Raw genomic sequence first — 13,333 nt, 5'->3', positions numbered from 1 at the left:
CAGAGGCCGCCAGCCGCCGTAGGGACCCGGCCAGAGGCCGCAGAGGCCGCCAGCCGCCGTAGGGCCGGCTCAGGCGCTCAGGACCCGCGGAACACGCCGTGCAAGCCCGCCGAACGCGCTGCGGGGGACGCGCGGGCGCGCCGCAGGGGCTCCCCGGGGCCTACGCGTCGCCGGAGGGGTTCTCCAGGATCTCGCGGCGGGCGGTCTCGCGCCTCTCGTCGTCCGGCTGGTCCGGGGAGGGCGGGCGGGGGCGCTCCGACTCCTGCGGGCCGTCGGGGCCGTCGGTCTCGGGCGGCGGGGCCGGGCTCTGCGTGGCCGGGGGCTCGCTCGTCGGCTCGGGGTCCGGCGTCGGCTCGTCCGTGATCCGGGGCCTCGGCGTGTGCTCGGGCTGGGGCCTGGGCGAGTTCACCCGGGTCCCGCCGGAGCGGTCGGCGCCCGAGGGGGACTGGAACCGCTTGACCGGCTCCCCGCGCAGCGCCTCGCCGGTGAACGCCCGGAACGTCATCGCCGGGACGGTCCCGCCGGCGGCCTCGCCGTACCCGGGGAGGGTGATCGTCTTGTTGTCCGAGTGGAACATGTCCACGGCGACCGCGAGCTGCGGCGTGTAGCCGACGAACCAGACGGACTTGGCGTCGGAGGAGGTGCCGGTCTTGCCCGCGACCGGGCGGCCGTCGGGCAGCGCGGCGGCGGTGCCGGTGCCGCCCCGGACGACCTGGGTCATGGCGTAGGTCGCGTCGGCGGCCGTGCGCTCGCTGAAGACGCGGCGGGTCTTGACCTTGATCTCGCGGGTCTCGCCCTTGGCGTCGGTCACCGACCGTACGACGTGGGCGTCGCGGTGGACGCCGCCGGCGGCGAACGTGGCGTACGCGGAGGCCTGCTGGACCGCGCTCACGTCGGCGACGCCGAGCGGGAGCGTGGCGTACTTGTGCTGCTCGACCTGGGCGGCCGGGATGCCCATGTCCTCGGCCATCTCGGCGACCTTGTTCACGCCGACCTTCTGGGCCAGCTCGACGTAGGCCGTGTTGATCGACCGCTGGGTGGCGGTGACCAGGTCGACCGGCCCGTAGTCGGCCATTCCGGAGTTGTTGATGGCGGTGCCGTTCACCATCAGCGGGGAGTCGCCCTGCACGATCGTGCCCAGGCCGTACCCCTCCTCCAGGGCGGCGGCCAGGGCGTACGGCTTGAAGGACGAGCCGGCCTGGACCTTGGCGGAGAAGGCGTTGTCGTACTGGTTCTTGAGGTAGTCGTCGCCGCCGTAGAAGGCGACGACCTCGCCGGTGGCGGGGTCCACGGCGGCCAGGCCGGTGCGGACCTTGCGGGAGGTGCCGGAGGGGCGGGTCTCCTCGACCGCGCGGCGGGCGACGTCCATCAGCTTCCTGTCGAAGGTCGTGGTGACCTTCAGCCCGCCCTGGTTGATCGTCTCGTCGTCGTAGCCGAGGCGGTTGAGCTCCCGGTGCACCTGGTCCCACATGTAGCCGCGCTGGCCGCCCAGGGTCATGACGGCGCGGGGCTTGCGGAGGGTGGGGAAGTCCAGGCTCGCGGCCTTCTCGGCGGTGAGCGCGCCGGTCTCGGTCATCGCGCCGATGACCGAGTTCCAGCGGCTCTTGGCGGCGTCCAGGTCGTCGCCCTCGGGGTCGGCGAAGCGCGAGGGCTGCTGGATGACGGCGGCGAGGTAGGCGCCCTCGGCGACGGTGAGGTCGCTGACGTCCTTGCGGAAGTACGCCTTGGAGGCCGCCTGGATGCCGTGGGCGCCGCGGCCGAAGTAGATGGTGTTGAGGTACTGCTCCAGCACCCAGTCCTTGGACTTGGACTGGTCCACCTTGACCGAGATCAGGATCTCGCGGAGCTTGCGGATGACGGAGCGCTCCTGGCTGAGGCCGCTGTAGTAGTTGCGGACCATCTGCTGGGTGATGGTGGATCCGCCCTGGACCTGCTGGCCGGTGATCGTGGACCAGACGGCGCGGATCGAGCCGCGCAGGGAGACGCCCTGGTCGCTGTAGAAGCCGCGGTTCTCGGCGGCGATGACGGCGTTCCGCACGTGCTTGGGCACCTTGCGCAGCGGGACGGGGTCGCGGTCCACGCCGCGCTGGGCCAGCACGGTCTTGCCGTCGTTGTAGTAGATGACCGAGCCCTGGGCCGTCGCGCTGGCCTGGGTGGAGTCGGGGATGGGCGTGAGCGCGTAGACGACTCCGACCAGCGCGGCGAGGCCGATCAACGTTCCGGCCACCAGGATCAGCAGCCTTCTCATGATCCGGCGTTTCCCAGCCATGCAATCCCCCGATTACCCCGTAAGCCCCCAAACCGGGCAAAAGTCCAGCCTATGTGCTGCCTCCAAATGCTCGGGCCCGGGTTCTCAGGACTCCGCGGGCCCGGATTCCGCCGGCACCGCCTGCACCAGAGGCAGGGTCCGGTAGGGCACGGGGGACGCGAGCGCGATGACGGTCGAGGTGCGCACCACGCCCTCCACTCCGACTATAAGGTCGATGACCCGCTGGAGATCGGCGTTGGTCCGGGCCACGACCCGGCACAACATATCGCCTCCGCCCGTGATCGTGTGGACCTCCAGCATCTCCGGAATGGCGGCCAGCCGCCCGATCACCGTGTCATGGCCGCCGACCTGGCGGATCTGCAGGGTGACGAACGCGGTCACGCCATACCCCAGCGCGGCTGGGTCTATGTCGGGCCCGAAGCCCCGGACGACGCCCCGGGCGACCAGCCGGTCCAGCCGCGCCTGCACGGTGCCCCGGGCGACCCCGAGGCGGCGGGAGCACTCCAGGACGCCGAGCCGGGGTTCGGCGTCCAGCAGCGAGATGAGCCGGGCGTCCAGTTTGTCGATCATCTTCTCCGCACCGTCCGAATGATGGACACGCTGCACAATTCTCCCGGCATACACCGGGATGCACTGGGCATCTTGTCCACTGATTCTGGCAACTGTTGCGCAGGAAAGCCACCCGTCCGAGAGTGTGGCCAAACACCGCATTTAGGAGGCGCACTGTGGCTCGGAACGACGTCTTCCCCGTGAACGGCATGGACGCGGTCGTGTTCGCGGTCGGCAACGCCAAGCAGGCCGCCCACTACTACTCCACCGCCTTCGGCATGAAGCGGGTGGCGTACAAGGGCCCGGAGAACGGCTCCCGCGACGAGGTCGCCCACGTGCTGGAGTCCGGCGGCGCCCGGTTCGTCTTCAAGGGCGCGCTGCGCCCCGAGGGCGAGCTCGCCCGGCACGTCGCCGCCCACAGCGACGGCGTGATCGACCTGGCGCTGGACGTGCCCGACGTCGAGGCCGCCTACCGGCAGGCGCTCTCGGCCGGCGCGACCGGCCTGCTGGAGCCGCACGTCGAGGAGGACGACCACGGCAAGGTCGTCATGGCCGCGATCGCGACGTACGGCGAGACGCGCCACACCCTCGTGGACCGGTCGAACTACAACGGGCCCTACCTGCCCGGGTACGTCGCGGCCGACCCGATCGTGGAGCCCCCGGCCAAGCGGTACTTCCAGGCCATCGACCACTGCGTGGGCAACGTCGAGCTCGGTAAGATGGACGAGTGGGTGGAGTTCTACCGCCGCGTCATGGGCTTCACCAACATGGCCGAGTTCGTCGGCGACGACATCGCCACGGAGTACTCCGCGCTCATGTCCAAGGTGGTCGCCGACGGCACCCGCAAGGTCAAGTTCCCGCTCAACGAGCCGGCGATCAGCCGCAAGAAGTCGCAGATCGACGAGTACCTGGAGTTCTACGGCGGCCCCGGCGTGCAGCACATCGCGCTGGCCACCAACGACATCCTGCGGGCCGTGGACGTGATGCGCGCCCAGGGCGTGGAGTTCCTGAACACCCCGGACTCCTACTACGACGACCCGGAGCTGCGTGAGCGCATCGGCCAGGTCCGCGTCCCGGTGGAGGAGCTGAAGAAGCGCCGCATCCTCGTGGACCGCGACGAGGACGGCTACCTGCTCCAGATCTTCACCAAGCCGGTCCAGGACCGCCCGACCGTCTTCTTCGAGCTGATCGAGCGGCACGGCTCCCTCGGCTTCGGCAAGGGCAACTTCAAGGCCCTGTTCGAGGCGATCGAGCGCGAGCAGGAGCTGCGCGGCAACCTCTGACGGCCCCGCCGACCGGCCCGCCCGGTCATCCGGTACGGCCGGCGCCCGCCCGCCGGCCGTACCCCCGGCCCCGCCGTACCCTGACCCCGGCCTTACCCCCGGCTCCGCCGCACCGCAGGCCCCGGCCGCACCCCCAGCCGCCGGCCGTACCCCGCCTGCCGGTGACGCCTCGGCCCCCCCGCCGCGCACGTGCGCCGGGCGGGTGGCCTGCCGTACCCCTCGTGCGCGAAGAGGGCGACGAGTGATCGTTTCATGACGTAGCGTGGACTGGCCGCCGTCGTGAAGGAGCACAATCGCAGATGCGCCCGCTGACTCTCCGCGCGCTCGCCCTCGTCCTTCTCGGCGTGGTGCCGCTGGCCTGCACCGGGGCGGAGCCCGAGCCGCCGGCCACCACGTCCCCCGTCCCGACCGCGCGCGACACGCTCACGCCGGGGGCCGGGACCGTGGGCGAGGCGGGCATCGGCGACCCGGACTTCCCGCGCGACGGCAACGGCGGCTACGACGTGGCCCACTACGCCCTCAAGCTCTCCTACGAGCCCTCGCGCAAGCGCCTGGAGGGCACGGCGGACGTGCGGGCGCGGGCGCTCCAGGACCTCTCCCGCTTCAACCTCGACCTGCGCGGTTTCACGGTCGCGCAGGTCCAGGTGGACGGCGCCGACGCCCGCTTCGAGCGCGACGGCACGGAACTGATCGTGACCCCGGCCGCCACCCTGCGCAAGGACGCGGCGTTCACCGTCCGCGTCCGGTACGCCGGGCGGCCCGACGCCATCGAGGACCCCGGCAACCTGGGCACGTACGGCTTCAACTTCACCCCCGACGGCGCGTTCGTGACCTCGCAGCCGTCCGGGGCGCGCACCTGGTTCCCCGGCAACGACCACCCCGCCGACAAGGCCACGTTCGACTTCGAGATCACCGTGCCCGAGGGCCTGACCGTGCTGGCCAACGGCGAGATGGCGGGCAGGCCGCGCACCGCCTCCGGCCGCACGACGTTCGTCTGGCGCGAGCGGAACCCGATGGCCACCTACCTGGCCACGATGACGCTGGGCCGGTTCCACCTCAAGGAGGGCAGGACCGCCTCGGGCATCCCCAACGTGGCGGCCGTGGACCCGCGGTTCAAGGGCTCGCTCAACCGCCTGTACGACCTGAGCGGCAAGATCACGGATTACTGGGCGGAGAAGTTCGGGCCGTATCCGTTCGGCTCGACCGGCGGCGTCGTGGACGACTTCGACGCGGGGTACGCCCTGGAGAACCAGACCAAGCCGATGTACGGCGGGTTCGACCCCTACGACAGCATCATCGCGCACGAGCTGGCGCACCAGTGGTTCGGCGACAGCCTGAGCATCCGGCGGTGGCGCGACCTGTGGCTGAACGAGGGCTTCGCGACGTACGCCGAATGGCTCTGGGGCGAGCACGCGAACGGCGAGCCGGCGGAGACGCAGTTCAAGCTGGCCTATGAGACGGCGAGCCAGGGCATGTGGCGGTATCCCCCGGGGGTCGCCCGGCCCAAGGACCTGTTCAACAACTCGGTCTACACGCGCGGCGCGATGACGCTGCACGCGCTGCGCAAGCGCGTCGGCGACGACACGTTCTTCGACACGCTGCGGACCTGGGCGAACGACCACAAGTACGGTCACGTGACCACGGAGGAGTTCATCGCGCTCGCCGAGAGGAAGGCGGGCAGGCAGCTCGACGACCTCTTCGACGCGTGGTTGTTCCAGCCCCGCAAGCCCCGCCTCTGACTCCGGGAGAAGGACGAGAAGCCGGCCGCGCGGCCCGCCCGGCTCAGGTGAAGATCAGCGTGTACCCGGCGGCGCGGAGGCGGCCCAGCACGTCGTCGCAGTGCTCAGGACCGCGCGTCTCCAGTTGCAGCAGCACCTCGGCCTCGTCCAGGTGCAGCCGCGCCGCCATCCGCTCGTGCACGATGTCCTGCACGTTCGCGCCCATGTCGGCCAGTTCGTCCAGCAGTACGGCGAGCGCGCCCGGCCGGTCCGGCAGCCGGATGCGGAACGCGAGGTACCGCCCGGCCGCGATCAGCCCGTGCCGGAGCACCTTGGACAGCAGCAGCGGGTCGATGTTCCCGCCGGACAGCACCACCACGACCGGCGGCTCGAAGGCGTGCGGGTGGTCCAGCAGCGCGGCGACGCCCGCGACCCCGGCGGGCTCGACCACGAGCTTCGACCGCTCCAGGCACAGCAGCAGCGCCCGCGACAGCGACTCCTCGGTGACCGTGACCACCTGGTCGACGTACTCGGCCACCAGCGGGTAGGTCAGGTCCCCCGGCCGCCCCACGGCGATGCCGTCCGCCATGGTGGACGACGGCTCGACCGCGATCGGGTGCCCGGCGGCCAGCGAGGCGGGGAACGCCGCCGCCCGCTCGGCCTGCACGCCGATCACCTTCACGCCCGGCCTGACGGACTTGGCCGCGAGCCCGATCCCGGCCGCCAGCCCGCCACCGCCGACCGCGACCACGATCGTGCGCACGTCCGGGCACTGCTCCACGATCTCCAGCCCGATCGTGCCCTGCCCGGCCACGATGTCGGGGTGGTCGAACGGGTGGATGAAGACCGCGCCGCTCTCCTCGGCGCGCTGCCGCGCCCCCGCGAGCGCGGCGTCCACCGTCTGCCCGGCGAACACCACGTCCGCGCCGTACCCCCGGGTCGCGGCGACCTTGGGCAGCGGCGCGCCGTTCGGCATGAAGACGACGGACTTGGCCCCGACCGCGTCGGCGGCGAGCGCCACGCCCTGCGCGTGGTTGCCCGCGCTGGCGGCGACGACCCCCCGCGCGCACTCCTCCGCCGACAGCCGCGCGAGGCGGACGTAGGCCCCGCGCAGCTTGAACGACCCGGATCGCTGGATGTTCTCGCACTTGAGCAGGACGGGCCCGCCGACGGTCTCGGACAGCACGTGGGAGCGCACCACCGGCGTCCGCACGGCGATGTCGGCGAGCAGTTCCCGGGCGGCGACGACGTCGTCGTACGTCACGGACATGCCCGCAGTCTCCCACGCCCGCCCGGGGTCTTCGCGATCATGGCCGGATGTAGGCGTACGTGTCCTTCCCGGGGAGCTGGACCAGCCGCCAGTTGGGGATCGGGGCGGGCCTCCTCGCCGCGGACCCCTTGTGCAGCAGGATCACCTGCTCCCCGGCCTGCCGCGCCGCGCGCACGTCGGGCAGCCCGGCCGCCGGGTTGTTCGGGAGCCACCGGGGGCGGCAGCCCAGTTCGTAGGAGAGCTGGATCGCGCCCGGCCCGAACATGACGCAGCGGGGCCGCACGCCGTGCCCCCGCAGCGCCTCGGCCCGCTCGGCCTGCGTCTGCACGAGCCCGACGTGGGGCCGCAGCGTGCGCTGGTAGCTGAGGATCTGCGGCACCACGTGCGCGACCGCCGCCACCGCCAGCAGCCCGGCCACCACGGCCCGCCCGCGCGCCCGCCGTACGACCAGCCAGACCAGCCCCGCCGCGACGGGCAGCGCGAGCACGCCGTAGGCCGGCTGGAGGAACCGCGAGTTCGCGTAGCTGAACAGCAGCATGTACGGCAGCGCGAACACGGCCGCGCAGACCACGCCCAGCGCGTACGGCGCGAGCGGGGCGCTGGCCCGCCGTACCGCGTGGAGGCCCAGGGCGACCAGGAGCGGCAGCAGGAGCCACCACAGCACCTCGGCGGGGTGGATGTCGGCGCAGACCTTCACCGGGCGGCACAGCAGGTAGGGGCCGTCCACGGCCTCCAGGTGGCGCGCGATGCTGAAGCCCACGCCCGGCTCGTTGACCTCCGCCCCGGCCTTGAGCCGCTGGACGGGGTCGCCGAAGCGCAGGAACGCCTCGGCGATCCACACGCCCCAGCCCACGGCGAGCCCGCCGATCACCGCCGCGACCGGGGCGACGGCCCGCCGGGTGCGCCAGGCGCGCACGGCGAGCGGGGCGAGCACGAGGGGCGCGGCGAACGCGGCGGCGTCGGTGGGCCGGAGCAGCGCGGCGGCGGCGAACGAGATCGCGGCCCCGGCGAGCGCGCCCCGCCGCACCGGGTCCCCGATCGCCCGCAGGTACCAGCCAAGCCCGCCCACCAGCGCGAACGTCAGCCACAGGTTCGGGTACGCCAGGGCGCCGTAGAGCACCGAGGTCCACAGCGAGGCGAACAGCCCGGCCGCGACAGGCGCCGCCCACAGGCGTACGGCGGGCAGCGCGCCCCCCGCGCCCGGGTCGCCGGCGCGATCCTCGCCGACCCGGAGCCAGGGGCGGAACGCCAGGTAGAGGCCGGCCCCCGCGAGCAGCATCAGATAGAGGCGCAGCGGGAGCACGGCGGAGGTGAACATCGCCACCGGCGCGAGGATCAGCGGCATCCCCCACGCGCGCGGCGCGGAGAAGTCGGCGGGCTGCGCGCCCGCGGCGACCTGGCTCGCGTAGACGACCTCGTCCCAGGTGAGCGAGGTGGCCAGGAACACGTGCGGCGCGACCGCGAGCGTGTAGACCACGGCGACCAGGACGAGCAGGCGGTGCGGGGTGAGCCTGCGGCCGGCGCCCGGCTCCCGCCGTACGGCGGCGCCCGCCTCGATCACGTGCGTCACGTGTGACTCCCCCCGAAGAACGCTCACAGGGCGGGCCGCGTCGCGACCCGCCAGGAATCTATCGAGGGGGAGGAAACGGGGCGGCGCCCGCACAGAACCTTAACGAAATATAAGCGAAAATCCGGAGTAATCCGGATTGTCAGCGCGGCAACGCCGGAGAACGGCCGGACGCCCTCCGGACCGGCCGCTCGCAAGCGCCGGAGAACGGCCGGACCGGCCGCGGTCAGTCGGCGCTCCAGTACCGGGGGCCGGCCAGGACGAGCGCGGCGGCCCCGATCAGCCCGGCCTCCTGCCCCAGCATCGCGGGCACGACCCGCAGGCCCTTGGCGTACTCCATGCACGCGTGCGCCCGGTACGCCTCCTCCAGTGGCCGGAACAGCAGCGGCCCGGCCTGCGACAGCCCGCCGCCGATGGCCACCACGTCCAGGTCGCACAGGTGCGCCGCCGAGGCGATGGCCACGCCGAGCGCGCGCCCGGCCCGGTTCATCGCGGCGAGCGCGATCGGGTGCTCGCGGGAGGCGTCGTCCACCAGCTCCCGCGCGGTCACGCCGGTGCTGCCCGTCCGCCAGCCCTGCGACTGCGCCCAGGCCACCACGGCCGGGCCCCGCGCCACGGCCTCCAGGCAGCCGCGCCCGCCGCACTTGCACGGGACCCCGTCCGGCTCCACCACGACGTGCCCGATGTGCCCGGCGTTGCCGGAGGCCCCGTCGATCAGCCGCCCGCCGAGCACCAGCCCGCCGCCCACGCCCGTGGACACGACCATGCCCAGCAGGTTCGAGCTCCCGCGCCCCGCGCCGCGCCAGTGCTCGGCCACGGCCACGCAGATCGCGTCGTTGTGCAGCCGCACCGGCACCCCGGGGAACTTCTTCACGAACCGCTCCCGCAGCGGGAACGCCCGCCAGGCCGGGATGTTCAGCGGCGAGACCTCCCCTTCCGGCCAGGTCATCGGCCCGCCGCAGCCGATGCCGACCCCGGCGACCGGCAGGCCGCCCAGCACCCGGTCCGCCAGCGCCTCCAGCGTGCGCCACAGCCCCTCGGCGTCCACCGGCTGCGGGGTGGGGATGCGCTCGGCCGCCACCAGCCGCCCGCCGTCGTCCACGACCCCGGCCGCCAGCTTGGTGCCGCCGACGTCCACAGCCAGCACCGCCATGACCCCTCCTCGCGCTGCGCCGTCCCCGGAACCGTCCCTGGAGCCGGCTCCGTACGCCTAACCGGGGCTCGTCCCGCGACACCCCGCAGGTGCGATTCTTGGCCAGGTCTTAGCGCGGCCCGTCACCGGGGTCGCCGGCGCAGGCTCAGGAAGTCCCTGACCACGTATTCGCCGAGCCGGTCGGCGTCGGGCGAGAAGACGCGCCCGCCGTTGCGCCGCGCCACCTCGGTCACGAACTCCTTGAGCCGGTCGTCGGCCGCGAGCATGAACACGTTGAGCGTGGCGCGGCGGCGGGTCATCTTGTCCACCTCGGCGAGCGTCAGCTCCAGCGTCTCGGCCGAGGGCGGCCACTCGAAGGCGTACCGGCCGTCCCGCGTCAGGTGCGCCGTCGGCTCCCCGTCGGTCACCACGAGCACGACCGGCTCGAAGTCGGGGTGCCGGTCCAGGTGCCGCCCCGCGATCAGCAGCGCGTGGTGCAGGTTCGTGCCCTGCACCATGTCCCAGTCCAGCGAGGCCAGCTCGTCGGTCCGCAGTTCCCGCGCGTAGTTGGAGAAGCCCACGATCTGCACGGCGTCCTGCGGGAACTTGGCGGCCACCAGCGCCTGGAGCGCCAGCGCCGTCTGCTTGGCCGCGGCCCACGTGCCGCGCAGCGCCATGGAGTAGGACAGGTCCACCAGCAGGCACACCGCCGCGGCCGTGCGCCGCTCGGTCTCGGCCACCTCGAAGTCGTCCACGCTCAGCCGCACCCGCCCCGGGCCCTGCCGGCGGACCGCGTTGACGACGGTACGGACGACGTCCACGGGCTGCTCGTCGCCGAACCGCCACGGCCGCGTGGACCCGGTCAGCTCCCCGGCCGCGCCCGCGTCGTGCTGGTCGTGGTCGCCGCGCCGCCCGGCCTCCAGCGAGGAGAAGACGCGGCGCAGCGCGGTCTCCCCCAGGCGGCGCACGGCCTTGGGCGTCAGCTCCAGCCGCCCGCGCTCGCGGCGGAGGTACCCCTGGCGTTCCAGCTCGCGCTCGATGCGGCGCAGCGCGGCGAGGTCGTCCACCGCCGAACGGCCGAGCGCCCGCCGTACGGCCTCCTCGTCGATGTCGTCGAGGCGCGCGCCCGGGTAGTCCTGGCGCAGCGCGGCCTCCAGGTCGGCCAGGTCGGCCAGCTCCTCCAGGGCGGTGGTGGCGTCGCCCATGCCGAGGGGCTGGTCGCCGGTCATGCGCTCGCCGCCGTCCCACATCAGGTCGGGGCGGCGGGCCGCGAGGGCCTCGCCCAGGCGGGACATCTCGGCGGCCAGGCCCGCGTCGGCGAGCGTCTGGTCGATGAGCCCGGCCAGCTCGGCGCGCTGCTCGGGGGTGAGCGAGGCGAGCATGCGGCGCGCGGCGGCGGCCCTGCGGGCGAGGGAGTCCACGAGCTCGTCGAGGTTCCGCGGCCCCTCGGGGAAGAAGTCCCCGTATTCCCGCATGAAGTTCTCGAAGTCGGCCTGGGTGTGCTCGCCGCGCGCGTCCCGGTCGAGCATCTCGTTGAGCGCGCCCATCATGTCCCGGACGCGCCGCATCCGCTCCGGGTCGGCGCCGGCGAGCGCGTCGCGCATCCCCCGGAACTGGGAGTCCAGCACCTCCCGCCGGAGCAGGTCCGTCAGCTCCTCGAAGGTCCGCCGCGCGGCCTCGGACCGCCACTGGTAGTCGGCCAGCCGCCGTACGGCCCGCGCCGTGTCCTGGGGCAGCGCGTCCAGCTCCGCCTCGCGCAATCGCGCCTCGTCGCCCGGGTCGGGGAACAGCTCGGCCCGCTCCTGCCCGACGGCCTTGTCGAGCAGCGCCCTGACCTGCTCCAGCGTCCCGTCCAGCCGCCCGCGCCCGCGCAGCTCCTCCCGCCGCCGCCGCGCCCGCCGCAGCAGGTCGTCCAGTCCCCGCCGCCGGGGCGACGTCCCCGTCTCCCGCAGCCCGCGCCGGAACAGCTCCCGCAGGGCCTCCCCCGGGTTGGCCCCGCCCAGCACCGAGTCCCCGATCTCGTCCAGCGCCGCCCGCACGTCGTACGGCGGCGCCAGCGGATCGGGCCCGTCCTCGTAGGGCCCGTAGCGGTAGGAGTTGCTCATGCCTCCACCCCCGGGTCAGGTGCGGTAGACGGTGGCGCCGTCCAGCTCGTCCTTGGACAGGCGGCGCATGAGGTAGAGGCCCTCAAGGGCGAACTCGAGGGCGGCCGCGGCGTCGGCGGGGGACTCGGTGGACATGCCCAGGCGCTCCATGATCTTGGCGAGGCCGGGGACGGGGCCGATGCGGCGCAGGAGCTCGGCGGCGGAGACGTTCTCGCCGGACTCGACGGTGGCGCCCTCCTCGAAGCGGGCGAGCAGCCCGCTCAGGTCGGCGCCGCCCAGGCGGGTGCGGAACGTCTCGGCGGTCGCGCGGCGCAGGAGGTGGGAGAGGACCTCGATCTCGCGGCCCTCCTCGCTGACCTCGAACTCCACCTTGCCGCGCAGCGTGTGGACGATGGGGGGCAGGTCGCAGACGCGCGCCACCGGCGGGGTGTCGGGGCTCTCGCCGTTGATCGCGGCGCGGCGCAGCGCGGAGGCGGCCACGGTCTCGGCCGCCGCGATCGCGAACCGCGCGGACACGCCCGAGCGGGAGTCGGCCGCCGGGGAGTCGCGCACCAGGCGGGTGAACCGGGCGATGACCTCGACCAGATGCTCGGGCAGCCCCGCGAACACCTCGGCCTCCTGGCGGATCAGCCGCAGCTCGGTCTCCAGGTCCATCGGATAGTGCGTGCGGATCTCCGCGCCGAACCGGTCCTTCAGCGGCGTGATGATGCGGCCGCGGTTCGTGTAGTCCTCGGGGTTCGCGCTGGCCACGAGCAGGATGTCCAGCGGCAGCCGCAGGGCGTAGCCGCGGACCTGGATGTCGCGCTCCTCCAGCACGTTCAGCAGCGACACCTGGATGCGCTCGGCCAGGTCGGGCAGCTCGTTGACGGAGAACACGCCCCGGTTGGCCCGGGGGACCAGGCCGAAGTGCACGGTCTCCGGGTCGCCCAGGGTGCGGCCCTCGGCCACCTTCACCGGGTCGATGTCGCCGATGAGGTCGCCGACGCTGGTGTCGGGGGTGGCCAGCTTCTCGCCGTACCGCTGGTCGCGGTGCCGCCAGGCCACCGGCAGTTCCTCGCCGAGCTCGGCGGCCAGCCGTACGCAGCGGACGCAGACGGGGGCGTAGGGGTGGTCGTTGATCTCGCAGCCGGCGACCACCGGGGTCCACTCGTCGAGCAGGCCCGCGATCGTCCTGATCAGCCGGGTCTTGCCCTGGCCGCGCTCGCCCAGGAGCACGAGGTCGTGCCCGGCGAGCAGGGCGCGTTCGAGATGGGGCAGCACGCTCTCGTCGAACCCGACGATGCCGGGGAACCTCGGCTCGCCGGCGCGGATGCGGGCCAGCAGGTTCTCCCTGATCTCGGCCTTGACCGAGCGGTACTCGCACCCGCTCTCGCGAAGCTCCGCGAGGGTCGCGGCGGCGGGCTGGGTCGAAGAGGCGGGGGGCGCGATCCGGGGGCCCCG

General features: G+C 73.4%; 9 protein-coding genes. 2 read left to right on the top strand and 7 right to left on the bottom strand.

Annotated features, from left to right (window positions below; translation table 11 throughout):
* Positions 1 to 160: 160 nt before the first annotated feature.
* Together D5H75_RS11020 and D5H75_RS11015 are read right to left on the bottom strand one after the other, a co-directional pair.
* Complete coding sequence (locus D5H75_RS11020; protein ID WP_119926285.1) at positions 161 to 2,248, bottom strand: transglycosylase domain-containing protein; 2,088 nt, start codon at positions 2,246 to 2,248, stop codon at positions 161 to 163.
* A gap of 105 nt (positions 2,249 to 2,353) precedes the next feature.
* Positions 2,354 to 2,839 (bottom strand): Lrp/AsnC family transcriptional regulator, encoded by a 486-nt coding sequence (locus D5H75_RS11015; RefSeq protein ID WP_119926583.1) that lies wholly within the window; start codon positions 2,837 to 2,839, stop codon positions 2,354 to 2,356.
* Between the two features lie 188 nt (positions 2,840 to 3,027).
* Between D5H75_RS11015 and hppD the strand changes: the two genes are divergently transcribed.
* Complete coding sequence (gene hppD / locus D5H75_RS11010; RefSeq protein WP_119926582.1) at positions 3,028 to 4,101, top strand: 4-hydroxyphenylpyruvate dioxygenase; 1,074 nt, start codon at positions 3,028 to 3,030, stop codon at positions 4,099 to 4,101.
* A gap of 299 nt (positions 4,102 to 4,400) precedes the next feature.
* A complete protein-coding gene (locus D5H75_RS11005; RefSeq protein ID WP_119926284.1) occupies positions 4,401 to 5,840 on the top strand; it encodes a M1 family metallopeptidase in 1,440 nt (479 codons plus the stop codon).
* A 43-nt stretch (positions 5,841 to 5,883) separates the two neighbouring features.
* Here the strand turns inward: D5H75_RS11005 and ilvA are convergent, their stop codons facing one another.
* From ilvA to D5H75_RS10980, 5 genes are all read right to left on the bottom strand, one after another.
* Entirely contained in the window at positions 5,884 to 7,089 is a 1,206-nt protein-coding gene (gene ilvA / locus D5H75_RS11000; protein ID WP_119926283.1) for a threonine ammonia-lyase, read from the bottom strand.
* A gap of 37 nt (positions 7,090 to 7,126) precedes the next feature.
* Positions 7,127 to 8,659: a hypothetical protein gene (locus D5H75_RS10995; RefSeq protein WP_119926282.1), complete on the bottom strand. Its 1,533-nt coding sequence runs from the start codon at positions 8,657 to 8,659 to the stop codon at positions 7,127 to 7,129.
* A gap of 223 nt (positions 8,660 to 8,882) precedes the next feature.
* Positions 8,883 to 9,809 carry an ROK family protein gene (locus D5H75_RS10990; RefSeq protein ID WP_119926281.1) on the bottom strand — a complete coding sequence of 309 codons (927 nt, stop codon included), beginning with the start codon at positions 9,807 to 9,809 and terminating at the stop codon, positions 8,883 to 8,885.
* Positions 9,810 to 9,931: 122 nt separating this feature from the next.
* On the bottom strand, positions 9,932 to 11,893 hold the full coding sequence (locus D5H75_RS10985) for a vWA domain-containing protein (protein ID WP_119926280.1): 1,962 nt from the start codon (positions 11,891 to 11,893) through the stop codon (positions 9,932 to 9,934).
* Positions 11,894 to 11,908: 15 nt separating this feature from the next.
* Entirely contained in the window at positions 11,909 to 13,321 is a 1,413-nt protein-coding gene (locus D5H75_RS10980; RefSeq protein ID WP_242454187.1) for a sigma 54-interacting transcriptional regulator, read from the bottom strand.
* Positions 13,322 to 13,333: the final 12 nt, after the last annotated feature.

The sequence above is a fragment of the Bailinhaonella thermotolerans genome, assembly GCF_003594875.1.
GTDB classification, from domain to species: domain Bacteria; phylum Actinomycetota; class Actinomycetes; order Streptosporangiales; family Streptosporangiaceae; genus Bailinhaonella; species Bailinhaonella thermotolerans.
Note: the sequence above shows the minus strand (reverse complement) of the source record. Positions and strands in the feature narration are given on the sequence as shown.